The 24559-nt window shown below is 74.2% G+C and carries 20 protein-coding genes, 1 tRNA gene and 1 pseudogene; 7 read left to right on the top strand and 15 right to left on the bottom strand.

Going from position 1 to position 24559, the window contains the following annotated elements; genetic code table 11:
* Window positions 1-19 precede the first annotated feature (19 nt).
* Genes F1C76_14425 through F1C76_14415 form a run of 3 tightly spaced genes read left to right on the top strand, consistent with a single transcriptional unit; the run spans window position 20 to window position 3944 of the window.
* Entirely contained in the window at window positions 20-1501 is a 1482-nt protein-coding gene (locus F1C76_14425) for a magnesium chelatase (GenBank protein QNG37619.1), read from the top strand.
* A 2-nt stretch (window positions 1502-1503) separates the two neighbouring features.
* Window positions 1504-3498, top strand: coding sequence for a hypothetical protein (locus tag F1C76_14420; protein ID QNG37618.1), 1995 nt, complete (start codon window positions 1504-1506; stop codon window positions 3496-3498).
* Window positions 3495-3944, top strand: coding sequence for a GNAT family N-acetyltransferase (locus F1C76_14415; protein QNG37617.1), 450 nt, complete (start codon window positions 3495-3497; stop codon window positions 3942-3944). The genes F1C76_14420 and F1C76_14415 overlap by 4 nt, the downstream gene beginning before the upstream one ends.
* Here F1C76_14415 and F1C76_14410 read toward each other — a convergent pair.
* Window positions 3937-5202, bottom strand: coding sequence for a DUF2252 domain-containing protein (locus F1C76_14410; GenBank protein ID QNG39257.1), 1266 nt, complete (start codon window positions 5200-5202; stop codon window positions 3937-3939). The two genes, F1C76_14415 and F1C76_14410, sit on opposite strands and share 8 nt — an antisense overlap.
* Window positions 5203-5369: 167 nt before the next feature.
* On the opposite strand from F1C76_14410, the gene F1C76_14405 reads away from it, so the two are divergent.
* Window positions 5370-6398, top strand: a complete 1029-nt coding sequence (locus F1C76_14405) for an SGNH/GDSL hydrolase family protein (protein ID QNG37616.1) — start codon at window positions 5370-5372, stop codon at window positions 6396-6398.
* 82 nt (window positions 6399-6480) lie between these two features.
* The gene (locus tag F1C76_14400; GenBank protein ID QNG37615.1) at window positions 6481-7701 is read left to right on the top strand and encodes an acetyl-CoA C-acetyltransferase; all 1221 of its coding nucleotides are present in this window, start codon (window positions 6481-6483) and stop codon (window positions 7699-7701) included.
* Window positions 7702-7816: 115 nt separating this feature from the next.
* On the opposite strand, the gene F1C76_14395 is transcribed toward F1C76_14400, so the two are convergent.
* The 4 genes from F1C76_14395 to F1C76_14380 form a co-directional block, all read right to left on the bottom strand.
* Window positions 7817-8626, bottom strand: coding sequence for a Bax inhibitor-1/YccA family protein (locus F1C76_14395; GenBank protein ID QNG37614.1), 810 nt, complete (start codon window positions 8624-8626; stop codon window positions 7817-7819).
* Between the two features lie 212 nt (window positions 8627-8838).
* Window positions 8839-10470, bottom strand: coding sequence for a M20/M25/M40 family metallo-hydrolase (locus F1C76_14390; protein ID QNG37613.1), 1632 nt, complete (start codon window positions 10468-10470; stop codon window positions 8839-8841).
* Between the two features lie 126 nt (window positions 10471-10596).
* Window positions 10597-10670, bottom strand: a tRNA-Leu gene (locus F1C76_14385).
* Between the two features lie 20 nt (window positions 10671-10690).
* Window positions 10691-11500, bottom strand: a complete 810-nt coding sequence (locus tag F1C76_14380) for a uracil-DNA glycosylase (protein QNG37612.1) — start codon at window positions 11498-11500, stop codon at window positions 10691-10693.
* Window positions 11501-11509: 9 nt separating this feature from the next.
* On the opposite strand from F1C76_14380, the gene F1C76_14375 reads away from it, so the two are divergent.
* Window positions 11510-11815 carry a DUF4235 domain-containing protein gene (locus F1C76_14375; protein ID QNG37611.1) on the top strand — a complete coding sequence of 102 codons (306 nt, stop codon included), beginning with the start codon at window positions 11510-11512 and terminating at the stop codon, window positions 11813-11815.
* A 31-nt stretch (window positions 11816-11846) separates the two neighbouring features.
* On the opposite strand, the gene F1C76_14370 is transcribed toward F1C76_14375, so the two are convergent.
* Genes F1C76_14370 through F1C76_14355 form a run of 4 tightly spaced genes read right to left on the bottom strand, consistent with a single transcriptional unit; the run spans window position 11847 to window position 15166 of the window.
* Window positions 11847-12794, bottom strand: a complete 948-nt coding sequence (locus tag F1C76_14370; protein QNG37610.1) for a Ppx/GppA family phosphatase — start codon at window positions 12792-12794, stop codon at window positions 11847-11849.
* Window positions 12791-13315, bottom strand: coding sequence for a DUF501 domain-containing protein (locus F1C76_14365; protein QNG37609.1), 525 nt, complete (start codon window positions 13313-13315; stop codon window positions 12791-12793). Before F1C76_14365 ends, F1C76_14370 begins: the two co-directional genes overlap by 4 nt.
* Window positions 13316-13338: 23 nt before the next feature.
* Entirely contained in the window at window positions 13339-13872 is a 534-nt protein-coding gene (locus F1C76_14360; protein ID QNG37608.1) for a septum formation initiator family protein, read from the bottom strand.
* A gap of 10 nt (window positions 13873-13882) precedes the next feature.
* The gene (locus tag F1C76_14355; GenBank protein QNG37607.1) at window positions 13883-15166 is read right to left on the bottom strand and encodes a phosphopyruvate hydratase; all 1284 of its coding nucleotides are present in this window, start codon (window positions 15164-15166) and stop codon (window positions 13883-13885) included.
* A gap of 758 nt (window positions 15167-15924) precedes the next feature.
* On the opposite strand from F1C76_14355, the gene F1C76_14350 reads away from it, so the two are divergent.
* Window positions 15925-16197 (top strand): hypothetical protein, encoded by a 273-nt coding sequence (locus F1C76_14350; protein QNG37606.1) that lies wholly within the window; start codon window positions 15925-15927, stop codon window positions 16195-16197.
* A gap of 8 nt (window positions 16198-16205) precedes the next feature.
* On the opposite strand, the gene F1C76_14345 is transcribed toward F1C76_14350, so the two are convergent.
* The 6 genes and pseudogenes from F1C76_14345 to F1C76_14320 all read right to left on the bottom strand — a co-directional run bounded on the left by F1C76_14345 (window position 16206) and on the right by F1C76_14320 (window position 24556).
* Window positions 16206-17384 (bottom strand): mechanosensitive ion channel, encoded by a 1179-nt coding sequence (locus F1C76_14345; GenBank protein ID QNG37605.1) that lies wholly within the window; start codon window positions 17382-17384, stop codon window positions 16206-16208.
* A 211-nt stretch (window positions 17385-17595) separates the two neighbouring features.
* On the bottom strand, window positions 17596-18510 hold the full coding sequence (locus tag F1C76_14340; protein ID QNG37604.1) for a MazG family protein: 915 nt from the start codon (window positions 18508-18510) through the stop codon (window positions 17596-17598).
* 568 nt (window positions 18511-19078) lie between these two features.
* Window positions 19079-19525 (bottom strand): annotated as a pseudogene (locus F1C76_14335) (hypothetical protein).
* Window positions 19522-23070, bottom strand: coding sequence for a transcription-repair coupling factor (gene mfd / locus F1C76_14330; GenBank protein QNG37603.1), 3549 nt, complete (start codon window positions 23068-23070; stop codon window positions 19522-19524). The pseudogene F1C76_14335 and the gene mfd overlap by 4 nt, the downstream one beginning before the upstream one ends.
* A 128-nt stretch (window positions 23071-23198) precedes the next feature.
* Window positions 23199-23852, bottom strand: coding sequence for an aminoacyl-tRNA hydrolase (locus F1C76_14325; protein QNG37602.1), 654 nt, complete (start codon window positions 23850-23852; stop codon window positions 23199-23201).
* An 8-nt stretch (window positions 23853-23860) separates the two neighbouring features.
* Window positions 23861-24556, bottom strand: a complete 696-nt coding sequence (locus tag F1C76_14320) for a 50S ribosomal protein L25/general stress protein Ctc (protein QNG37601.1) — start codon at window positions 24554-24556, stop codon at window positions 23861-23863.
* Window positions 24557-24559 lie beyond the last annotated feature (3 nt).

Raw genomic sequence — 24559 nt, 5'->3', positions numbered from 1 at the left:
TCCGGCCGACGCCTCCCGGATGTCACACCCCCGTCGTACCGTGGACGAGGTGACGGACGCCGCACTGCAGAACGCCCCTGCTCCCACCACCCTGGGCGAGCTCCGCGACAGCGGAGCCACCCCCGTCGGCGTCAAGGCCGAGATCCGCGCCAACCTGCTCGCCCGGCTCGCCGCCGGCGAGCCCTCCCTCCCCGGCATCGTCGGGTTCGAGGACACCGTCGTGCCCGAGGTCGAGCGGGCCCTCATCGCCGGCCACGACCTGGTCCTGCTCGGCGAGCGGGGCCAGGGCAAGACCCGCCTCATCCGGACCCTGGTGGGCCTGCTCGACGAGTGGACCCCCGTGCTGGTCGGCAGCGAGCTCAACGAGCACCCGCTGGCCCCGGTCAGCGTGTGGGGCCTGCGCCAGGTCGCCGAGCACGGCGACGCCACCCCGGTCGGCTGGCTGCACCGCAGCGACCGCTTCGGGGAGAAGCTGGCCACCCCCGACACGAGCGTCGGCGACCTGATCGGCGACGTCGACCCGATCAAGGTCGCCGAGGGCCGCACCCTGGGCGACCCGGAGACCGTGCACTACGGCCTGGTCCCCCGCACCAACCGCGGGATCTTCAGCATCAACGAGCTGCCCGACCTCGCCGAGCGCATCCAGGTGGCCCTGCTCAACGTGCTCGAGGAGCGCGACATCCAGATCCGCGGCTACCGGGTCCGGCTGCCGCTGGACCTGCTGCTGGTCGCCTCGGCCAACCCGGAGGACTACACCAACCGCGGGCGGATCATCACCCCGCTCAAGGACCGGTTCGGTGCCGAGGTCCGCACGCACTACCCGATCGAGCTCGCCGACGAGGTCCGGCTGCTGCACCAGGAGGCGAACACCTCCTGGGGCCTGGGCGGCGCGGGGCTGGACGCCCCGGTCGTGCCCGAGCACCTGGTCGAGATCATGGCCCGCTTCACCCGCTTGGTCCGCGAGTCCAGCCACGTCGACCAGCGCTCGGGCGTCAGCGCCCGGTTCGCCATCGCCGGCCTGGAGACCATCGCGGCCTCCGCCGTCCGTCGGGCCGCCGTGGCCGGGGAGACCCGCCCGGTCGCCCGGGTGGTCGACCTGCCCAGCGTGGTGCCGGCCAGCCGCGGCAAGGTCGAGTTCGCCGACGCCAGCTCCGACCCCGAGGACGAGCGGGAGCTGGAGGTGCTGGAGCACCTGCTGCGGCAGGCCACCGCGCAGACCTTCCGGGCCCGCTGCGGCGGGCTGGACCTCACCGGGCTGCAGGAGCACTTCACCGGCGGCGAGGTCGTGGAGTCCGGCGACCTGGTGTCCGCACCCGAGCTGATGGGCCAGGTGGGCACCGTCCCCAACCTGGCCCAGCTGCTCGGCCGGGTCGGGGTGCCCGAGGGCGAGGAGTCCGCCGAACAGGCCGCTGCCGCCGTGGAGTTCGCCCTGGAGGGTCTGTGGTTGACCCGCCGGTTGGCCAAGGACACCGACGGCAACCGCACGGTCTACGGGGCCTGACCGTGCCCCGCGGACGACACGGCAGGGCCCGGTACGGGCGGTGGCGCGGCGGGCCCGACCCGCTGGCCCCGCCCTACGACCTGGGCAGTGCCGTCGACGAGATCGGCGACCAGGTGTTGGCCGGCAGCAGCGTGCGCGAGGCGCTGCGCGACCTGCTGCGCCGGGGCATGGACGGCCGGCAGGGGCTCGACGACCTGCGCCGGTCGGTGCGCGACCGGCTGAAGCAGGCCCGAAAGGCCGGCCGGATGGACGGCACGCTCGAGGAGGTCCGCCAGCTGCTGGACCGCGCACTGGAGGCCGAGCGGCGCGAGCTGTTCCCCGACCCGGACGACGCCGCCCGGCTGGCCGAGGCCGAGCTGGACGCGCTGCCCGAGGACACCGCCGGCGCCGTCCGGGCGCTGAAGGACAAGCAGTGGCGCTCCGAGGAGGCCCGTGCGGCCTACCAGGAGATCCAGGACCTGCTGCAGAAGGAGGTGCTGGACAGCCAGTTCCAGCACATGAAGTCCGCCCTGCAGCAGATGAACGCCGCCGGCGAGGACGGCACGCAGGCGGTCAAGGACATGGTCGCCGACCTGTCCGCGCTGCTCGACGCGCACAACCGCGGCGAGGACACCGACCAGCAGTTCGCCGAGTTCATGGGCAAGCACGGACAGTTCTTCCCCGACGACCCGCAGACCGTGGACGAGCTGGTCGACTCCCTGGCCCGCCGGGCCGCCGCGCAGGAACGGATGATGGCCGGGCTGTCGCCCGAGCAACGGGCCGAGCTGTCGGACCTGATGGGCCAGGCCATGCAGGACATGGGCCTGGCCAGCGAGATGGCGCACCTCAACGACGCCCTCCGCCAGGCCCGACCCGACCTGCCGTGGGGCCAGCGTGGGCAGGTGCCCGACGGCGAGCAGGGCCTGGGCATGGGCGACGCCACGACGGCCGTGGCCGAGCTCGCCGACCTGGAGGCGCTGAACAACCAGCTCTCCCAGGGGTACGCCGGGGCCAGCCTGGCCGACGTCGACGAGGAGCTGCTGGAGCAGGCCCTCGGCCGTCCCGCGGTCGACGACCTGGCTGCGTTGCGCCAGATGGAGCGCGAGCTGGAGCGCCAGGGGCACCTCAGCCGCACCGAGGGGAAGCTCGAGCTCTCCCCCAAGGCGGTCCGGCGACTGGGCGCGACGGCGCTGCGGCGGGTGTTCGCCCAGCTCGACGCCACCGGCCGGGGCGACCACGACGTCGCCGACGCCGGGGCCACCGGCGAGCTGACCGGGGCCTCCCGGGAGTGGCGGTTCGGCGACGAGCAGCCCCTCGACGTGGTCAAGACCGTCCGCAACGCGGTGCTGCGCTCGGCCGGCACGCCGCGTGCCGAGGACCAGCGGGCGGTGCAGATCGCGGTCGAGGACTTCGAGGTGGTGGAGACCGAGCGCCGCACCGGGGCCGCGGTCGCGCTGCTGGTCGACCTGTCCTACTCGATGGCGCTGCGCGGCACGTGGGGCGCGGCCAAGTCCACCGCGATGGCCCTGCACTCGCTGGTCACCACCCGCTTCCCCCAGGACGCGATCGAGATCATCGGGTTCTCCTCCACCGCGCAGGTGCTCCGGCCCGAGGCGCTGGCCGAGCTGTCCGTGGACACCCTGCAGGGCACCAACCTGCAGCACGGTCTGATGCTGGCCCGCCGCTTCCTGGCCCGGCACCACGACGCCGAACCGGTCGTCCTGGTGGTCACCGACGGCGAACCGACTGCGCACCTGGAGGCCGACGGGACGCCGTTCTTCTGCTGGCCGCCGATGCCGATGACGATCGCCAAGACCGTCGCGGAGGTGGAGCGGGTGGCACGGTCCGGCGCCACGATGAACGTGTTCGCCCTGGACCCCGAGCCCTCGCTGGTGCACTTCGTCGAGGACATCGCCCAGCGGGCCGGCGGCCGGGTGTTCCTGCCCGACAGCGAACGTCTCGGTGAGTACGTGGTCTCGGACTACCTCCGGGCCCGGAGGGGGCGGCGGGCGCGGTGAGCGCACCGGTCGTCGTCGAGCAGGTCGGGGCCGCGGCGACGCACCCCCTGCGGGCGACCCTGCTGCGCCAGGGCCGCCCGGTGGAGATCGCCGGGGACGACGACCCGGCGACGCTGCACCTGGCCGCCCGGCTGCCGTCCGGTGAGGTGGTCGGCGTCCTCCGGCTGCACCCGCAGGCCTGTGCGTGGCGGACGGCCGAGCGGCCCTGGCAGCTGCGGGCGATGGCCACCGACCCGGCCGTGCGGGGCACCGGGGCCGGGCGGGCCCTGGTCACCGACGCCCTCGCCCGGCTCACCGCCGCCGGTGCGGACCTGGTGTGGTGCGACGCCCGGGCCGCCGCGGTCGGCTTCTACGAGCGGCTGGGCTTCGTCGTCGTCACCGACGTGTTCGACGTCCCGCTGGTGGGTCCGCACCACGGGATGGTGGTGGGCCTGCCGGTCAGCTGAGCGGGTGGTCCCCGCTGGAGCTGATCCCGGGGATCTCCCCGGCGCGGAAGGCGTCGACGAAGGACCGGTGGTCGGCCCGCGCCTGCGCCGCGTAGCCGTGGGCGAAGGCGGTGAGGTCGGCGATCAGCTCCTCCTGCCGGTCGCCCACCATCGCGAGCACCGCCTCCTCGACCTGGACGTCGACGGCCTCGTGGTCGGCGTCGGCGTCCCCGATGCAGTGGATCTTGGCGGTGGCCCGCCCGAGCTGGGCCACCACCGGGGCGATCTCGTCGGGCTCGGTGAGCTCCTCCCAGTCCAGGTCCTCCTCGTAGGGCGAGAGCTCGGAGACCAGGAAGCCGACGCCGCGGATGACGGTGTGGCCCAGGAACGGCGACGCGTGGGACTGCATGGCCCGCTGGGCCGAGACCGTGCGCTCACCCTCGTGCTGGAACAGCGCCCGCACCTCGGGGTCGGTGACGATCCGGCTCGGCGCGGCCCGGGCGGCCTGCTTCAGCGACAGCACGACGTCGTTCTCCAGCGCCTGGTCGTAGCCCTCCAGCAGCACCGTGTAGGCGGGCAGGCCGGCGCTGCCGATGCCGAACCCGCCGGTGCCCACGAGGTCCTTGACGTCGTAGGCGACCTCCCGGCGGCGCTTGGACTGCGGCACCGTCTCCCGGTAGGCGGCGACCGCGGCCAGCACCTCGGCACGCTCGTCGTCCTCGAGCCGGCGGTGCCGGGGCATGTCGGCGAAGCGGCGCTGGTGGTCCTCGACGACGGTCAGCCGCTCCAGCAGCGAGATGCGGGTCTGCTCGGCCGTGGCGAGCACCAGGTCCAGCACCGCGCCGCTGGTGTTGTGCCGGTCGAGGGTGAACTCACGGTCGTCCGCGGTCCGGGCGAACAGCCGCACCTGGTCGAGGTAGGCCTCCAGGTACACCCGCAGCAGAGCGCTGATGGCGTCGTCGGACAGCGCCTTGCGCCAGGCGAGCAGCGCGAAGCTGGCGCAGAAGCGCCGCAGGTCCCAGGACAGGTGACCGAGGTAGGCCTCGTCGAAGTCGTTGACGTCGAAGACGATGCGACCCGAGCCGTCCATGTAGCTGCCGAAGTTCGCGGCGTGCAGGTCACCGTGGATCCACGTCCGCGACGTCTGCTCGTCACTCCACCGGTCCTCGGCGTCTGCCAGGTCGGCGTAGAACAGACAGGCCGACCCGCGGTAGAAGGCGAACGGGTCGGCGGCCATCTTGCGGAACTTGGTCCGGAAGGCGTCGGCGTCGCTGGCCATCAGGTCGGAGAACGCCTCGACGAGGACGGCCACGATCTGGGCGCGCCGCGCGTCGTCGGCGGCGGGGGTGGGCGGCTCCTGGGTCACGACCCCACCGTAGGGGGAGCGGCCCCCGCCGGGGTGGGAGCTAGCCTGCAGGTCAGGACGACGACGAACCGGAGGACGACGTGACGCGGGCGAGCAGGGCACGGAAGCTCGCCACGGCTGCCGTCTACGGCGGGGGCGGCGTCGGGCTGGCCGGGGCCGCCCTGGTGCAGCTCCTGCGCGAGGAGGCCCGGCGGGCCCGGCGGGGCATCGAGAGCCGCACCGCCCAGGCCGACCCGCCCACCGGCGAGGGCGTGTACGGCCACTACCGCGGCGCCCCGCTCGTGCTCGCGGTGCTGGGTGACTCCAGCGCCGTGGGGCTGGGCGTGCAGACCGCCGCGGAGACCCCCGGCGTGCTCGTGGCCGCGGCGCTGGCCGAGCTGGCCGAACGCCCGGTCCGGCTGGTCAAGGTGGCCCGCTCCGGCGGGCGCTCCACCGAGCTGGCCGGCCAGGTCGAGCGGGTGCTGCCGCACTCCCCCGACATCGCCATGGTGATGATCGGCGCCAACGACGTCACCAGCCGCACCAAGCCCGCGATCGCCGTCCGGCGGCTGGCCGAGGCCGTCCGCACCCTGGAGGCCGCCGGCTGCCGGGTCGTCGTGGGCACCTGCCCCGACCTCGGGACCATCCGGCCGATCGCCCAGCCGCTGCGCACGTTGGCCCGCCGGTGGAGCCGCCAGCTGGCCGCGGCCCAGACCATCGCCGTGGTCGCCGAGGGCGGGCGCACGGTGTCGCTGGGGTCGGTGCTGGGCCCGGCGTTCGCGACCGACCGCACGATGTTCTCCAGCGACGAGTTCCACCCCTCGGCCGCCGGGTACGCCGCGGCGGCCGCGTCGCTGCTCCCCTCGATCGCCGACTCGCTCGGTGTCTGGCCCGCCTCCGCCGACCGTGGGCTGCGCTCCCTGCGTCGGGACACCGTGCGCCCGGTCGCCCAGGCCGCGGCCCGCGCCGCAGGCCGCACCGGCACCGAGGTGCAGGCCACCGAGGTGCGCGGCGAGGACGCCGGACCCCGCGGACCGTGGGCGCGCCTGCGCCGCCGACGGCCGCCGGAGATGGCGAGCCCGGCCGAGGTGGGCGCGGTCGCTGCCGACGGCGTGCAGGTCGACCGCTAGCTACTGGCCAGTAGCCACCGGGGGTACGTTCGACGGCGACCGGACGCCACCACGCGGGTGGCGCCTCACCGTGGAGGTCCCTGTGCCCGAAGCCGTCATCGTCGCCGCTGCCCGTTCCCCGATCGGCAGGGCGTTCAAGGGGTCGCTGAAGGACCTGCGCCCCGACGACCTGACCGCCACCATCGTCCGCGCGGCCCTGGACCAGGTGCCCTCGCTGGACCCGCGGGACATCTCCGACCTGATGCTCGGCTGCGGTCTGCCCGGTGGCGAGCAGGGCTTCAACATGGGCCGGGTCGTCTCGGTGCTGCTGGGCATGGACCACCTGCCCGGCACCACGATCACCCGGTACTGCTCCTCCTCGCTGCAGACCACCCGGATGGCCATGCACGCGATCCGGGCCGGTGAGGGCGACGTGTTCATCTCCGCGGGCGTGGAGATGGTCTCCCGCTTCGCGAAGGGCAACTCCGACGGCCTGCCGGACACCGAGAACCCGGTCTTCGCCGACCGCAAGGCCCAGATCGCCGCGGTCGCCGAGTCCGGCGCGGACTCCTGGACCGACCCCCGCGAGGACGGCGGCATCCCCGACGTCTACGTCGCGATGGGCCAGACCGCGGAGAACCTGGCGCTGCTGAAGGACGTCTCCCGCGCGGAGATGGACGAGTTCGCCGTCCGCTCGCAGAACCTGGCCGAGAAGGCCATCGCCGACGGCTTCTGGGCCCGGGAGATCACCCCGGTGACCACGCCGGACGGCACCGTGGTCTCCGCCGACGACGGCCCGCGCGCCGGCACCACCCTGGAGGGCATCTCCGGGCTCAAGCCGGTCTTCCGTCCCGACGGTCGGGTCACCGCCGGCAACGCCTGCCCGCTCAACGACGGCGCCGCGGCGCTGGTGGTCATGAGCGACACCAAGGCCGCCGAGCTGGGCATCACCCCGCTGGCCCGGATCGTGTCCACCGCCGTCACCGGGCTCTCCCCGGAGATCATGGGCTACGGCCCCGTCGAGGCGTCCCGCCAGGCCCTGGCCCGCGCGGGGATGACCGTCGACGACATGGACCTCGTGGAGATCAACGAGGCCTTCGCCGCGCAGGTCATCCCGAGCTACCGCGACCTGGGCATCGACATCGACAAGCTGAACGTGCACGGCGGGGCCATCGCCGTCGGGCACCCCTTCGGCATGACCGGCGCCCGGATCACCGGCACCCTGCTCAACGGCCTGCGCTCCACCGACGGCACGTTCGGCCTGGAGACCATGTGCGTCGGCGGCGGCATGGGCATGGCGATGGTGCTCGAGCGCCTCAGCTGACCTGAGAACGGACCGAGGCCCGGCCCCCTGACGGGGACCGGGCCTCGATTCGTGTTCGGCCGCGTCCCAGGGTCCCGCGGCGTGCGAAGCGCGTCGTGGGGTGGGACGTGGTCCTTTATTCGCGGAAGTAGCTCAGGAGACGCAGGATCTCCAGGTACAGCCAGATGACCGTGACGAGCAGGCCGAACGCGATGTACCAGGCGAACTTCGGCGGGGCGCCCCGACGGATGGCCTCGTCGGCCATGTCGAAGTCCAGCAGCAGCGAGAACGCAGCGACGCCGATGACGACGAGGCTGAACACGATGGCGATGGGGCCACCGTCACGCAGGCCGGTGTTGAAGCCGAACAGGCTGGCGACCAGGTTGACCAGCATCAGGGCCAGGACCCCGAACATGGCGCCGACGATCCAGCGGGTGAGCTTCGGGGTGACCCGGATGGCGCCGGTCTTGTAGACCACCAGCATCCCGAAGAAGACGCCGAACGTGCCGATCACGGCCTGGACGACGATGCCCGGGTAGACGGTGTTGAAGGCCTCGCTGATCGCGCCGACGGCGGCACCCATGAGGGCGGCGTAGGCCAGCGTGGCGACGGGGTTGGCGATCTGCTTGAACGAGATCACCAGGCCGACGACGAGCGCGATGATCGCGGCCGGCATCGCCAGGCCCCAGGCTGCCTGGCCCGGGAGGGCCCAGACGGCCGCGGCGGCCAGGACGGTCACCAGGAACGAGATGCCGGTCTTGGTGACGACGTCGTCCATCGTCATGTACTGCGTGCCCGAGGCCGCGTACGGCGAGGGCTGGGCGTACGGGTTCTGCTGCGCGGGCGCGCCGTACTGCTGCTGGGGCCCCTGGCCCCAGGTGGCGTTCGGAGCGCTGTTCGTCGCGCCGGGGAAGCCGCGACTGAACGCCGGGTTGCTGCTGGGCATCGTCATCTCCTCGAGGTGACTCGGTCGGGTGCGTGGACTGCCTGTTCGGCACCCCACTCGTCCTGCACAACGCCCCGTGCCCGGGAAGCGTTCCTGAGAGTCCTCTGGACGTGACCGCGGCGTGACCTGCGCACCCGTACGGGTGAGCCGGACGACAGGCGGGGCCCCCGGACGGTCGTCCGGGGGCCCCACCTGCCGTGCGTGCCGTGGGGTCAGGCCGCGGGCCCGCCACCGTGCCCGTGGCCGGGACCACCGTGGCCGGGGCCACCGTGGCCCGGACCGCCCCCACCACCGGGACCACCGTGGCCCGGACCGCCCTGACCCGGTCCGCCACCGTGGCCCGGTCCACCCTGACCCGGACCGGAGCCGGCCTGGGCGATCGTCAGGACGGCGTAGGCGACCGCGTCGGAGTTCTGGTCCAGGGCGACCGCGCTGACGTTGTCGATGTCGTCGCAGGCCTGGTGGTAGCAGGCGTCGTAGGGCTGCCCGGCCACCCCGCCGTACGCAGCCGCCTGGGCATCGGTCTTCAGACCCTCGGCGCCGGAGAAGAGACCGCCGGACGGGATGCCCGCGTCGGCGAACGCCTGGTAGTCGCTCCTGCCGTCGAACTCGGTGTCCTCGAACGCGATGCCCCGCGAGCCGTAGAAGTCCTCGAAGGTCTGCTCGATGGCGGCGGACTCCGGGCTCACGTAGCCCTCGGGCGCGGGGAACGAGGAGCCGTCGCTGTCGTAGACGAAGTTCGCGTAGTTCGGCGAGCCGAGCATGTCGAAGTTCAGGTACGAGCCGATCCGGGCCAGCTCCTCCTCCGACAGGCTGTCGACGTAGGCCTGCGACCCGAGCAGGCCGAGCTCCTCGGCCCCCCAGAACGCGAAGCGGACCGGGTGCTGCAGCCGGGTGTTGGCCAGGTTCTGCGCCACCTCGAGGATGGTCGCCGAACCCGAGCCGTTGTCGTTGATCCCCGGACCCTCGGGCACGGAGTCCAGGTGACCGCCGACGACGACCACACCGTCGGAGACCCGACCGGGCAGCTCGGCGGTGAGGTTCTGCGTGGTCTGCGTGGTCGTCTCGACCGCGACGGACAGGTCGACCACAGCACCGGCCAGGCCCGCCCCCACCGTGGTGGGCACCCCGACAGCCGGGATGGTCGCCGGTCCGCCGAGAGTCGCGTTGAGCGGGCCCTCGACGTTGTTCACCAGGATCACGCCGACCGCGCCTGCCGCGGCCGCGTTGGTGACCTTCTCCCCGAACGAGCACGTCCCCCGCTCGATCAGGGCGACGGTCCCGGTCAGCACCCCGATCGCGGTGCCCGTGCACCCGCTGGCTCCCGTACCCGGGGCGACGGCGGTGACCGTGACCCCCTGCAGGTCACCCTCGCCCGTGCCATCGGCGGGGAGGTAGTCGACGCCCTGCTCGTACGTGGTCGGCGTCGGCGACACCTGGGCGAACCCGCCGGGATAGGACACCTCGTCGTAGGAGAAGTCGGTGACGCTGACCTCGTAACCCGACGCCTCGAGGGTGTCCTGCACGTAGTCGATCGACGCCGTGTAGCCCGGCGTCGTCGAGGCCCGGTTCCCGCCGTTGGCGTCCGCGACGTCCTGGAGCGCCTGCAGGTGCTCGGTCACGCCCTCCGGCGTGACACAGCGCAGCAGCTTCTCCACGCTCGCGTTCACCCGCCGCTCGCAGCCGGCCGGGGCTCCCCCGGGCCCGCCGCCCGGACCGCCGCCGCCCGGGGCGGCCAGCGCCGGCGTCGCCGCCAGCAGCCCACTGCCGGCCAGCAGCACCGCAGCGCCCACCGCCGTCCATCGTGACCGGCTGCGTCGCCGGTGGTCCTCGAGTGCGTCCACGGTGTCAGCCTCTCCGCCCGGACCCACCACCCTGTGGGTCTCCTGTGACGACCGTGACCCACTCGTCCCGCGAGAACAAGGGTTGACCTCAGGCGCGGAAACCCTTAGAGGGGCGAAGCAACGCAGTGCCCCCGGTGGGGTTCGAACCCACGCTGTGACCCTTTTAAGGGGCCTGCCTCTGCCGGTTGGGCTACGGGGGCGGACCCGCTGACCGTAGTGGTCAGCGGGTCGCCGCGAGCTCGGTGGCCCGGGTCAGCACGGCGTCCAGCATGGGCTCGGTGAGCCGCCCGGTGAAGGTGTTCTGCTGGCTCACGTGGTAGCTCCCCAGCAGGGTGAGCGGCCCGTTCGGGCCCTGCAGGGTCACCTCCACCCCGTGCCCGAACGCGGGGCGGGGACGCGGCAGGGGCACCCCTGCCGCGGCGAGCACCGGCCACAGCGCCTGCCAGCCGAACCCGCCGAGCACGACCAGCACCCGCAACCGCGGCAGCAGCTCCAGCTCCCGGGCCAGCCAGGGCGAGCAGGTGTCGCGCTCGGCCGGGGTGGGTGCGTTGGCCGGTGGCGCGCACCGCACGGCGGCGACGACCCGCACGTCGGTGAGCTCGAGCCCGTCGTCCTTGCTCACCGAAGTGGGCTGGTTGGCCAGCCCCGCCCGCCAGAGCGCCGCGAAGATCCAGTCGCCGGACCGGTCCCCGGTGAAGACCCGACCGGTGCGGTTGCCCCCGTGTGCGGCCGGCGCGAGCCCGACGACGGCGATCCGCGCGTCGGCCGGCCCCATGCCCGGCACCGGGCGCCCCCAGTACTCCTGGTCCCGGAACGAGGCCCGCTTGACCACGGCGACCTCCTCGCGCCAGGCGACCAGCCGGGGGCAGGCCCGGCAGCCGGACACCCGCTCGTCGACCGCGGCCAGGTCCAGGGCGGTCCGGGCCCCCCGGGCCACGCCGGCAGGGGTGCGGGTGACGGAGAAGCCGTCGGCGTCGCGTGCCACCCCGGTGATGATGCCCGTCCGGCGCGCGGCGGTCCGGGGCGGCATGATCGTCTGGTGGCCAAGAAGCAGAAGGTGAAGACCCCGGCGCTGTACAAGCTGCTGGGTCCCGCGCTGGCGATCCCGACCGGCATCGTGGTGAAGAAGGTGGCCGACGCCGCCTGGCTGAAGGTCCGCGGCACGCCGCCGCCGAAGAACCCCGACGTCCCCGGCGTGGGCTGGGGCGATGCCCTGGCGTGGGCCGCGGTGTCCGGTGTCCTGGTGGCCTTCGGCCGGCTGTTCGCCGCCCGCGGCGCGGCCAAGGCCTACACGAAGCTGACCGGCAAGATCCCGGCCGGCGCGAACGCCGACAGCGCGGCGTGACGGGAGGGCCCCGCCGCGGCGGGGCCCTCCCTCACCTCACCAGCGAGAGCGCGATCCCGTCCAGGATGTCGTGCTCGCTGACCACGACCTCGTCGAGGTCGAGGGCGTCCATCACCACCCGCAGCACCAGTGCACCGGCGCCGATGACGTCGACCCGCCCCGGGTGCATCACCGGCAGCGTCGCCCGGCGGGCGCGGGTCGCGGTCAGCAGGCCGGCTGCCACCGAGCGCACCGCGCCGACCGGGATGCGGGCACCGTGGACGGCGGTCGCGTCGTAGCCGGGCAGGCGCAGGGCGAGCGCGGCGACCGTGGTCACCGAGCCCGCCAGCCCGACCAGGGTCGCGGCCTCCCCGACGGGCACCTCGGCGACGACGGAGACCAGCGCCTCGCGGATGTCGGACTCCGCGCGCTGGATCTCGTCGGCGGTGGGCGGGTCGGAGTGCAGGTGCCGCTCGGTGAGCCGCACACACCCGATGTCCACCGACCGGGCCGCCCGCACCCCGGCGTCGTCGCCCAGCACGAACTCCGTGGACCCACCGCCGATGTCGACCACCAGGTACGGGGCCGCGGGGACGGCCCCCCCGTGCGCCGCGGCGGCCGAGGCCAGCGAGCCGGTCGCGCCGACGAACGAGAGCCCCGCCTCCTCCAGCCCGGGGACGACGTCGGGCAGCTGGCCGAGGGTCGTCTGCACCATCTGCTCGAAGTCGGCCCGGTTGGCGGCGTCCCGGCTGGCGCTGGTGGCCACCATCCGGGTGCGCTCGACGCCCAGGTCGCGGGCCGTCGCGGCGTACTCGGCCAACACCCGGCGGGTGCGCTCGATCGCCTGCGGGGCGAGCCGCCCGGTGGCGTCGACGCCCTCCCCCAGGCGGACCACCTCCATCCGGCGGACCACCTCCACGTGCGGGCCGGTGGCGGGCACGTCGGCGACCAGCAGGCGCAGGGAGTTGGTGCCGCAGTCGATCGCAGCGACCCGGGTCACGGCGTCGTCCGCACGTCGGCGGGGTCCTGCGGCGAGGGCGCCGCGCAGCGACCAGCCGCCCACCACTCCCCCATGCCGGCCAGTGCCCGGTCACCGATCGGGTTCACCCCGGGGCCGGCGGCGAGGGAGTGCGCGGCCAGAGCGTGCAGGCACTTGACCCGGTCGGGCATCCCGCCGGCGGTGGCCCGGGTGGGCAGCACGTCGACGGCGTCCCGGGTGGCCAGGAAGGCCTCGTGCGCGGCCAGGTAGGCCGCGGCCAGCTCGGGGTCGGTGGCCAGGTCGGCCTGCCACTGCTTCATCGCGCCCTCGGACTCCAGCCGGCTCGCCGCGGCCGTGGCCCGGGGGCAGGTCAGGTAGTACAGCGTGGGGAACGGCGTGCCGTCCTCCAGCCGGGGGGCGGTCTGCACGACGTCGGGCTGCCCGCAGGGACAGCGGTGGGCGACGCCGACCAGGGCGCGCGGGGGCCGGCCGAGCTGCCGGGCCACGACGTCCCGGTCCTCGGGGCTCACGGGGGTGCTCACCGGGTGAGTCTGCCCCACGCCCGTCAGCTGTCTGCGGTGGTGATGGACTCGAGCAGGCCCTCGTACCAGGGCGGCTGCTCGGCGTCGTCCGCGGCGCCCGGGGTCTGGGTGGGCTGCTCGTCCTCGCCGACCTCGCCGTCGGCGATCACCACGAGCCGGTCGCCGGGCAGCACGTAGTTGAGCCGCTCCCGGGCCTGCTGGGCGACGTAGGCGGGGTCGGACTGCCGGTCGAGCTCGGTCTGCAGCTGCTGCGCCCGCAGCGAGAGCGCCTGGCTGTCGGCGGCGAGCTCGGCCAGCTCCTGCCGGCCGGCGACGTAGGAGCGCACCGGGCCGGCCAGGGTGAGGGCCAGCAGCAGCACGAGCGCCCCGAGCAGGACCGCGCGGCCGGTGAAGAGCGGGGTGCGCCTCGTGGTCGTCGCCGTCCGGGCCGGACGACGGGTGCGCCGCCGGCCCTGCCGGCTGTCGGCGCTCCCCCGGGCCCCCGCCCGCGCCGGTCGCGCCGGGGTCCGGCGGCGGGTGCCGCCGGACTCGGGGCGCCGGTTGCGGGCGGTGGCCACGGGGGTGCTCTCAGGCGCCGGTGCTGTGCCGCGGGAAGGCGGCGGCGCCGGCGTAGCGGGCGGCGTCGTCGAGCTCCTCCTCGATGCGCAGCAGCTGGTTGTACTTGGCCACGCGCTCGGAGCGGGCCGGGGCACCGGTCTTGATCTGCCCGCAGTCGGTGGCGACGGCGAGGTCGGCGATCGTGGTGTCCTCGGTCTCGCCGGAGCGGTGGCTCATCATCGAGCGGTAGCCCGAGCGGTGCGCCAGGTTGACCGCGTCGAGGGTCTCGGTGAGCGTGCCGATCTGGTTGACCTTGACCAGCAGCGCGTTGGCCGCGCCCTGGGCGATGCCGTCGGCCAGCCGGGCGGGGTTGGTGACGAAGAGGTCGTCGCCGACGATCTGCACGCGGTCGCCGAGGGCGGCGGTCAGGTCGACCCAGCCCTCCCAGTCCTCCTCCGACAGCGGGTCCTCGATCGAGACGATCGGGTAGGCGTCGAGCAGGGTGGCGTAGTACTCGGTGAGGTCACCGGCGGTGAGGGTCTTGCCCTCGAAGGCGTAGCCGTCGGCGGAGTGGAACTCCGTCGCCGCAACGTCCAGGGCGAAGCCGATGTCGGTGCCCGGGGTGTACCCGGCCTTCTCCACGGCCTCGGTGATGAGGTCCAGCGCGTCCCGGTTGCTCGGCAGCGAGGGGGCGAAGCCGCCCTCGTCGCCCAGGCCGGTGGCCAGGCCGCGGCCCTTGAGGACCGACTTCAGCGAGTGGTAGACCTCGGTGCCCATCTGGAGCGCCTCGGCGAAGGTCGCCGCGCCGATGGGCGCGATCATGAACTCCTGGACGTCGACGTTGCTGTCGGCGTGGGCGCCGCCGTTGACGATGTTCATCATCGGGACGGGGAGCAGGTGCGCCGAGGGGCCGCCGACGTAGCGGAAGAGCGGGAGCCCGGAGGACTCGGCCGCGGCCTTGGCCACGGCGAGGCTCACGCCGAGGATCGCGTTGGCGCCCAGGCGGGACTTGTCGGGGGTGCCGTCGAGGTCGATGAGGGCCTGGTCGACGAGGCGCTGCTCGCTGGCCTCGAAGCCGACGAGCTCGGGCCCGATGACGTCCAGGACGCCGTCGACGGCCTTCTGCACGCCCTTGCCGCCGTAGCGCTCACCGCCGTCGCGGAGCTCCACGGCCTCGAACGCGCCGGTGGAGGCACCACTGGGGACGGCTGCCCGGGTGATCGTGCCGTCGTCGAGGGCGACCTCGACCTCCACGGTGGGGTTTCCGCGCGAGTCGAGGATCTCTCGCGCGCCTACTGCATCGATGCTGGCCACGCGGGCAGCCTAGCGACCTCCCGCGGCGGCCGGACCGCCCCGCGCCGCCGTGCGGGAGCATGGACGGCGATGACCGGCACACCCGCCCCCCGCCCGCACACCCGCGCCCGCACCCAGCTCCTGCTCGGCCTGGTCCCGGTCCTGCTCGTCGGGGTGGTCCTGCTCGTGGTCCTCGCCGTCCGGCTGCCCGCCGTCCAGGCGCCGCTGGCCGCCGCCGGCAGCACCGCGCAGGCGACCGTCGTGCAGGACGGGCTCGACCCCGCCGGCCGCGGCGTGGAGGTCGCGTTCACCGACGCCGGGGGCACCGACCGCACCGGGCTGCTGGTCCTGCGCAGCGCCCAGGACGTCGCCGCGGACACCCCGGTGACCGTCCAGTACGACCCCACCGCGCTGGGGACGGGCACGAACCCCGTCTACACCGACGGGGACGCCGCGCACGGCGCGGTCGGGGACGTCGTGTTCGGCCTGGTGCTGGTGGTCCTGGTCCTGCTCGTGGTGACCGGGCTGACCGGGTGGCGGTTGCTCACCCGCTCCCGGCTCGCCCGCCGCCCGGCCACCGCGGTCACCGCCACCCACCTCCTCGTGGGCCGGGGCCTGCTGGTGCGCAGCTGGTTGGAGCTGGTCACCCCGACCGGGGTCCGCTGGCTGCCGGTGCACTGGGCCCCCGAGCTCGACCGGCTCGCCCCGGACTCGGCGGCCCAGGTTCACGGGGACCCCTCGTCGTCCCTGGTGGTGCCGGTGGTCGGGGGCCAGCAGCTGTGGCCGTCGGGGAGGCTGCGCCGCTCGGCACCGCGGGGCGACACCCGCCAGGCGCCGGTGGACCCCGGGGCCGGGCCGGTCGGGATGGGCCGGCAGGTGCGGGGCGACGTCGTCGTCGCGGTGCTCGCCCCCGTGCTCGGTCTGCTCTGGGCCTACGTCGACGGCAGCGGGGCGGCCGGGTTCGCCGTCGCCACCGCGCTGGGTGCGGCGGTGCTGTTCTGGCTGCCCCAGCTGCTGGGGTCCGACCCGAGCGCGACCAGCCGCTGACCTAGGTGTACACCTAGGGCTGCGAGCGGTCCTGCTCGCGGCGGGCCTGCTCGTCGTCGGCGGGGCCGGTGAAGGCCCGGGACCGCTCGCGGGCCTCGATGCTCCCGGTGAACAGCCCGGCGGTGCGCGGGCCGGCCTGGGTCGGGATCAGCGTGGTCTGCGGGTGCGGGTCTGCCGCGGCCTCGAAGCCGGCCGGCCCCTCGTTGCGGACCCGCGGCAGCCCACCGGGGTGCTCGCGCTGCAGCCAGACGACCAGGCCCTCGCGGACCTCGCACCGCAGGTCGAACAGGGTGGGCCCGTCCTTGGCGCTGACCAGCACGCGGACCCGCACCAGCGAGCCGACGGCGTCGGTCACCTGGAGCACCTCGACCCGCTCGTCCCACAGCGGGTTGCCCTGCACGAGACGGGTGGTCTCGGCACGCATCTCCTCGAAGGGGACGGTCCAGTCGACGTCGAGCTCCACCGCGCCCAGCACGGCGGACTCGGTGCGGGTCCAGTTCTGGAAGGGCGTCGTCGTGAAGTAGGTGCTGGGCAGCACGAGTCGGCGGTCGTCCCAGACGTGCACGACCACGTAGGTGAGGGTGATCTCCTCGATCCGGCCCCACTCCTCCTCGACCACCACGACGTCGTCGACCCGGATGGCGTCGGTGAAGGCCAGCTGCAGGCCGGCGAACACGTTGGCCAGCGAGGTCTGCGCGGCCAGGCCGGCGACGATGGAGATGACCCCGGCGCTGGCCAGGATCGACGTCCCGGCGGCCCGGGCGGAGGGGAAGGTCAGCAGCATCGCCGCGATCGCGATCACCGCGATGACCACGACGGTCAGCCGGCGGATGAGCGAGACCTGGGTGCGCACGCGGCGGGCGTGCCGGTTGTCCTCGACGTCCACGTCGTAGCGGGAGAGCGCGATGTCCTCGACCACGAAGGCGGCGACGGCGACCAGCCAGCCCGCCGTGGCGATCAGCGCCAGGCCCAGCACCCGGACGACGAGGTCACGCCAGGCGCCCACGTCGGTGGCGGCGTCCAGGACGGCGGTGACCGCGATCAGCACGAAGAGCACGCGCAGCGGCTTGCGGCCGCGGGCGGAGAGGTCGGCGAGCACCGGGGACCGGCGGGCGAGCCTGGCCAGGAGCCGGCCGAGTCCGACGGCGAGCAGCCAGGCGATGACGGCGGCGCCGGCGAGGACCACGAGCATCAGCCAGGTCCCGCCGGGGACGACGCCGTCGACGACCTCGGCGGCCGAGGGTGTGTCGGTGAGTGCGGACAGCAGGGGGCGCTCCTTCCAGCGGTGGGGGGTGGCCTCGACACCGACGGCGGGCCGTCCCCCACGCTAGGGGCGCTCCGGGAGCCCGTCAGGTCTCAGGCGCGTGCGTCGAACCACACCTGTGCGACTCCCCAGCGCCGGGTCAGACCCCGCGGGCGGCCCGGGCCGCGGCGGCGGCGTCCAGGTCGGCGGCGTAGCCGCGGACGGCGGTGCGCAGCGCGTCCTCGGCGTCCCAGCCGCGCTGCTGCGCGGCGACGACGAGGGCCAGCAGCTGCTGCCCCAGGTCCTCCGGGGTGCCGGTCAGGTCGGCGGCCGCCGGGGTGGGCAGGTCGGCGCGGCGGGCGCGGCCGGCCAGCGCGGCGCCCCAGGCCGCGGCGGACTGCGAGCTGGAGACGCCCTGGGTGGGCGAGGTCCGCTTCTTCTCGGTCTTCTTGATCTCGTCCCAGCCGCGTTCCACGGCGGCGACGTCGCGGGGACCGGCGTCGGCGAACACGTGCGGGTGCCGGCGGACCAGCTTGGCGACCAGCTCGTCGGCGACGTCGTCCACGTCGAAGCGGCGGTCGGCCGGCGCCTCGGCGGCGACCCGGGCGTGGAAGGCGACCTGCAGCAACACGTCCCCGAGCTCCTCGCGCATGGCGACCGGGTCCTCGTCGGTGATCGCGTCGTAGGCCTCGTGCGCCTCCTCCAGCAGGTACCCGCGCAGCGAGGCGTGGGTCTGCTCGGCGTCCCAGGGGCACCCGCCGGGCGAGCGCAGCCGGTCCATCACCGCGACGACGTCGAGCAGCCGCGAGCCGGTCGGCTCCGGGGTGCCGACGACGACCGGGGCGTCCCCGGCCTCCTCGGCGGTCAGCAGCACCACGTCCCCGCCGGTGGCGTCGGCCAGGTCGGCCACGTCCCGGACGTCGACGCCGGCCTCCCGCAGGACGGCTGCGGTCGCGGCGGCACCGGGGAGGGCGAGGACCGGGCCGCCGGCGAGGGCCTGCCAGCCGGCCGGGCCGAGCAGGCCGGGCAGCCGCGTGCTGACGGTGAGCAGGGTGGGTGCGGTGGGGTCGGGCACCGGGTCAGTCTCCGGCAGCTGCCCCGGTGTCGCTGTCGGCGTCCCCCTGGAGCACCTGGACGACACCCCCGTCGCCGGCGACCACCGCGCCGTCCTCCAGGGAGCCGTACCGGGGGTTGACCACGACGTCGAGGCCGGCCTCCAGGGCGTCGACCAGCGGCTGGGCGGCGTCCGAGGCGGCCTGCCGGGCCTGCGAGGTGAGGTCGGCGGTGAGGTCCTCGATGGCCGGGAAGCCCACCTGGCCGACCAGGACGCCGCCGGTCTCGGCGACCGGGAGGCTGAAGACGCCCTCGGGCAGCACCCCCGCGACGGCCTCGGCGAGCACGCCGGGGACCTCGTCGGGCGTGCGCAGCTGCGGGGCCTCCAACGTGTACGCGCCCGGGTACTGCAGGGCCAGGCCCTCGTAGGCGGCGGGGTCGGCCCGCAGCTGGGCGACGACGGCGTCGGCGGTGGCCTGGTCGGGCACGGTGATGTAGCCCAGCTCGAACTGGTCCCCGGCGGTGCGCGCGTCGTCGTAGGCGGCCGCGATGCCCTCGTCGGACAGGTCGGCCAGGCCCTCGGCCTGCGCCAGCTCCTCGCGCAGCAGCAGCTGACGGATGATCTCGCGGGCGTCGTCGGGGAGCAGGCCCTGCTGCTCGGCCAGCTGCGCGAAGAGCTGGTCCTGGCTCTGCCCGCCGAGCAGCTCGTCGATCCGCTCGGTGACCTCGGCGTCGTCGACCTCGAGGTCGTACCGCTGCTCCACGAGGTCGTAGACCCGCTCACCGACCATCAGGTTCAGCACCTGCCGGGTGAAGTCGCCGGTCGGCAGCGACGCGGCGTAGCCGGCCACGGCGTCGTCAGCCAGCCGTTCGTCCACGGCGTCGTCGAGCTCCTGCACCCCGACCTGCGCCTCACCCACGTAGGCGGCGACGTCGGGTGAGGTGCGGCAGCCGGCCAGACCCGCCACGGCGACACCGAGGGCGAGCAGGGAGGCGAGTGTGCGACGGGCCACACCGCGACCCTGCCACACCCTCAGCTCGCGGCGGCGACGGCGGGCTCCAGGACCGAGGACATCAGGGCGTGCAGCTTCTCCAGCAGCGCGACGTCCCGCAGCGGCGTCCGGCGGTCCGGTCCGACCGGCACCTTGAGCGAGACGGTGTTGACGGTGGACTTGTAGCTGACGCCCTCGGCCAGGCGGGTCAGCTTCATCTGCTGGGACTCCCGCAGGTCCACCGGTGAGATGCGCACGTTGCGCCCGGCCATGGACACCTCCGTCACACCCAGCTGGCGCATCGCGGCGCGGAAGCGGGCCACCGCGAGCAGGTTGAGCACCGGCGCCGGCGCGGGGCCGTAGCGGTCGGTGAGCTCGTCGAGCACGGCCTGCGCCTGGTCGTCGTCCTGGACGGAGGCGACCTTGCGGTAGGCCTCCATCCGCAGCCGCTCGCCGGGGACGTAGTCGTGCGGCAGGTGCGCGTCGACCGGCAGGTCGACCCGGACGTCGGCCGGCTCGACCGCCGGGGACTCCCCCGTGGCCTGCGCGCGGTAGTCGCTGACGGCCTCGCCGACCAGGCGGACGTAGAGGTCGAACCCGACCCCGGCGATGTGCCCGGACTGCTCGCCGCCCAGCAGGTTGCCCGAGCCGCGGATCTCCAGGTCCTTCATCGCCACGGCCATGCCGGCCCCGAGGTCGGTGTTGTTCGCGATGGTGGTCAGCCGGTCCACCGAGGTCTCGGTGAGCGGACGGTTGGGGTCGTAGGTGAAGTAGGCGTAGGCCCGCTCCCGCCCACGGCCGACCCGGCCACGGATCTGGTGGAGCTGGGAGAGCCCGAAGGTGTCGGCCCGGTCGACGATCAGGGTGTTGGCGTTGGGGATGTCCAGCCCGGACTCCACGATGGTCGTGGCGATCAGGACGTCGTACTCCTTCTCCCAGAAGCCGACCATGATCTTCTCGAGCTCGTGCTCCTTCATCTGGCCGTGGCCCACCGCCACCCGGGCCTCGGGCACCAACCGGCGGATCGTGGCCGCGGCCTTGTCGATGGACTGCACCCGGTTGTGGATCACGAAGACCTGACCGTCGCGCAGCAGCTCGCGGCGGATGGCCGCGGCCATCTGCTTGTCCTCCCACGCCCCGACGTAGGTCAGCACGGGGTGCCGCTCCTCGGGCGGGGTGAGGATCGTCGACATCTCCCGGATGCCGGTCAGGGACATCTCCAGGGTGCGCGGGATCGGGGTGGCCGACATCGACAGCACGTCGACCGCCGTCCGCATCGTCTTCAGGTACTCCTTGTGCTCGACCCCGAAGCGCTGCTCCTCGTCGACGATCACCAGGCCCAGGTCCTTGAACCGGGTGGTGGGCTGCAGCAGCCGGTGGGTGCCGACCAGGATGTCGACCTCGCCGTCGGCCAGCTTGCGCAGCGTCTCGTCGGACTCGGTCTTGGACTGGAACCGGGACAGCACCGCGACGGTGACCGGGAACTGGGCCATCCGCTCGGAGAAGGTCTTGAAGTGCTGGTTGGCCAGCAGCGTCGTCGGCACCAGGACGCCGACCTGCTTGCCGTCCTGCACCGCCTTGAACGCCGCCCGGATGGCGATCTCGGTCTTCCCGTAGCCGACGTCGCCGCAGATGATCCGGTCCATCGGCACCGGCTGGGACATGTCGGCCTTGACCTCGTCGATGGCGGCCAGCTGGTCGGGCGTCTCCTGGAACGGGAAGGCGTCCTCCAGCTCGCGCTGCCAGACGGTGTCCGGGCCGAAGGCGTGGCCCTTGCTGGCCATCCGCGCCGAGTACAGCCGGATGAGCTCCGCGGCGATCTGCTTGACCGCCTTGCGCGCCTGGCCCTTGGTCTTGGCCCAGTCGGCGCCACCCAGCTTGGACAGCGCCGGGGCGTCGCCGCCGACGTAGCGGGTGAGCTGGTCCAGGGCGTCGGTGGGGACGAACAGCCGGTCCGGCGGCTGGTTCTTCTTGCCCGGCGCGTACTCGACGATCAGGTAGTCGCGCTGCCCGCCGTGCACGGTGCGGCTGACCATCTCCACGTAGCGCCCGACGCCGTGCTGCTCGTGCACGACGACGTCCCCGGGCTGGAGCTGCACCAGGTCGACCGCGTTGCGCCGCCGGGCCGGCATCTTCTGCGCGTCGCGCATGCTGGTGCCGCGCTGGCCGGTGAGGTCGTGCTCGGTGAGCAGGGCGAGCTTGATGCCGGGGAAGGCGAACCCGGCCTCCAGGTTCGCCTGGGTGACGTGGGTCAGGCCGCTCTCGGGTGCCGCGGCCAGGTCGGGCAGCAGCCGGACGCCGAGGTCGGCCTCGGTGAGCTGGTCGGCGGCGCGCTGGGCGGGCCCGGGGCCGGCGAAGGTCAGCACGACCCGCCAGTCGTCCCGGCCCCAGTCGCGCAGCTGGCCCAGGGCGGCGTCCTGGTCGCCGTGGAAGCGCTCGACGGGGGTGGCGGCCAGGGTGACGTGGGTGTCGTCGTCCTCGGTCTGGAGGGTGAAGGCGCCGGTGGTCCACCAGGGCAACCCGCGGCCGCGGGCGTCGTCGGCGACGTCCTCCAGGTCGCGGAAGGACGACGCGCCCAGGTCGATCGGGGCCTGACCGGCCTCGGCCGCGGTCTGCCAGGAGGCGGCGAGGAACTCCTCGGCGGTGCGCACCAGGTCCGCGGCCCGGCTGCGCACCCGCTCGGGGTCGCACACGAGCACGTGCGTGCCGCGCGGGACGAGGTCGGTCAGCAGCTCCATGTGCTCCCCGCCGATGAGCGCCGGGGTGAGCGCCTCCATGCCCTCGACCGCGATGCCCTCGGCGAGTGCGTCGGTGACCTCGGCCAGCTCGGGGTGCTCCAGCGTCAGCGCCCGGGCCCGCTCGCGGACCGTGGGGGTGAGCAGCAGCTCGCGGCAGGGCGGGGCCCACAGCCGGTCGGGCCGCTCGTCGAGCGAGCGCTGGTCGGCGGCGGAGAAGTAGCGCAGCTCGTCGACCTCGTCGCCCCAGAACTCGACCCGGACCGGGTGCGGCTCGGTGGGCGGGAAGACGTCGAGCAGGCCACCGCGGACGGCGAACTCCCCGCGCTTCTCCACCAGCTCCACCCGGGTGTAGGCGGCATCGGCGAGCTGCTTGCTGATCTCGCCGAGCTCGGCGGTGTCGCCGGCGGCGAGCTCGACCGGGACCAGGTCACCCAGCCCGGGCGCCAGCGGCTGCAGCACGCTGCGCACCGGGGCGACGACCACGTCGATGCGCCCGGTCGCCGCCTCGGGGTGGGTGAGGTCGCGGAGCACCGCGAGCCGGCGGCCCACGGTGTCCGGGCGGGGGCTGAGCCGCTCGTGCGGCAGCGTCTCCCAGGCCGGGAACACCTCGACCCGGCGGTCGGGCAGGAAGCAGCGCAGCAGGTCGGCGGTGCGGTCGGCGTCCCGCTCGCCGGCGGTGACCACCAGCACCGGCACCCCGGCCCCGGGCGATTGCGCGGCCAGGGCCGCGGCGACCAGCGGTTGCACGCTCGGCGGGGCGGTCACCGTCAGGTCGGCAGCGCCGGCCTGCTCGACCACCCGGGCCAGGCCGGGGTCGGACAGGACGACGTCGAGCACGCCGCGCAGCGTCACGGTGGGGGAACTCCTGGTGGTCCGGTGGCCGCACCGCTCACGCTCACCGGCGGACGCACGGGTGCGCGGGGGGCCGCCGACGAGGTTAGTCCCGACGCGCCCCGCGTGCTCCCGCAGTGGGCCCGGTCTCAGGTGCGGGGGTGCACCTGGTTCTGCGCCGGCTCGAGACCCTTCTCCAGGAGCAGCTCAGTCGCGTCGGCGGCCTCGCCGATCAGCAGCTCGAGGGTCTTCCGCTCGGTGGCCGAGAAGTCCTTGAGCACGAAGTCGGCGGGGTCCTGGCGCCCGGGCGGGCGGCCGATGCCCACCCGCACCCGCAGGTAGTCCTTGGTCCCGGTCGACCGGGAGATCGAGCGCAGGCCGTTGTGGCCGCCCTCTCCCCCGCCACGCTTGAGCCGGACGACGTCGAAGTCCAGGTCGAGCTCGTCGTGCACCACGACCAGGCAGGTGGGGTCGATCGAGTGGTAGCCCAGCAGGCCCTGCACCGGGCCGCCGGACTCGTTCATGTACGTCGTGGGCTGGGCCAGCACGACCCGTCGTCCGGCCAGTCGTCCGTCTCCGGAGAGCGACCGCGCCCGCGGGCCCTTGCCCGGGGTGAGCTTCGTGCCGGCCCGGGCGGCGAGCTCGGCCAGCACCATGGCGCCGACGTTGTGCCGGTTGCCGGCGTAGCCGGGTCCGGGGTTGCCCAGCCCGACGAGCAGGAAGGGGCCCTCGGGCGGACTGGGGGGAGACGCCGCAGGGGCGCCGGCGGTGCCGGCGCCCCTGCGGGTCGTGCTCTCGGTCAAGAGACCGCTCAGTTGTCCGCGGAGTTGCTGGCGGCGTCCATCGACTCGCCGCTGCCCTGGTCGGAGGGCTCCGGGACGACGTCGCCGTCGGCGTCGGACTCGTCGCGCTCGATGCCGGCCTCGGCCTCGGCCTCGGCGAGCTCGGCCTCGAGGGCCTCGGCGGTCGGGGCGGCCAGGAAGCCGATGACCTGGGCCTCGGGGTCGGTGAGGAGCTCGGCGCCCTCGGGCAGGGTCAGGTCGGCGGCGGAGATGCCCTCGCCGGCCGCGCGGCCCTCGATGTCGACCTCGATGGTCTCGGGGATGGAGGTGGCGGGCACCTCGATCGAGACGGTGTTCAGCTCGAAGTTGATGATCGTCTCGGGGGCGACGTCGCCGGTGGTGGTGATCGGGATGTCGACGGTGACCTTCTCGCCACGACGGACGACGAGCAGGTCGACGTGCTCGTGGACCCGGGTCAGCGGGTCGCGCTGGATGGACTTGGTCAGCGCGAGGTGCTCGGTGCCCTCGAGGGTGACGGTCAGCAGCACGTTGGTGCCGCCGTTGCGCAGCGCGGCAGCGAACTCGCGGGCGGGCAGCGAGAGGTGCTGGACGGCCTGGCCGTGCCCGTAGAGGACGGCGGGGACGCGGCCGGCGCGACGGGTGCGGCGGGCGCTGCCCTTGCCGAACTCGGTGCGGGTCTCGGCGTCGAGGCGGAAGTCAGCCACGGT

The organism is Geodermatophilaceae bacterium NBWT11, assembly GCA_014218215.1.
GTDB lineage: Bacteria > Actinomycetota > Actinomycetes > Mycobacteriales > Geodermatophilaceae > Klenkia.
This window is presented reverse-complemented; position numbering and strand designations above follow the sequence as displayed.

Bases quoted from the DNA above. Each gene is read 5' to 3' on its own strand.
- F1C76_14425 (QNG37619.1), top strand. From the start codon at position 20: ATGTCACACCCCCGTCGTACCGTGGACGAGGTGACGGACGCCGCACTG.
- F1C76_14395 (QNG37614.1), bottom strand. From the start codon at position 8,626: ATGCCCAGCAGCAACCCGGCGTTCAGTCGCGGCTTCCCCGGCGCGACG.
- F1C76_14410 (QNG39257.1), bottom strand. From the start codon at position 5,202: ATGGCCAGCGACGCCGACGCCTTCCGGACCAAGTTCCGCAAGATGGCC.
- F1C76_14380 (QNG37612.1), bottom strand. From the start codon at position 11,500: ATGCCGCCCCGGACCGCCGCGCGCCGGACGGGCATCATCACCGGGGTG.
- F1C76_14345 (QNG37605.1), bottom strand. From the start codon at position 17,384: ATGCTCGTGGTCCTCGCCGGCGCCGCCGTCATCGCCTGGCTGCTCGCC.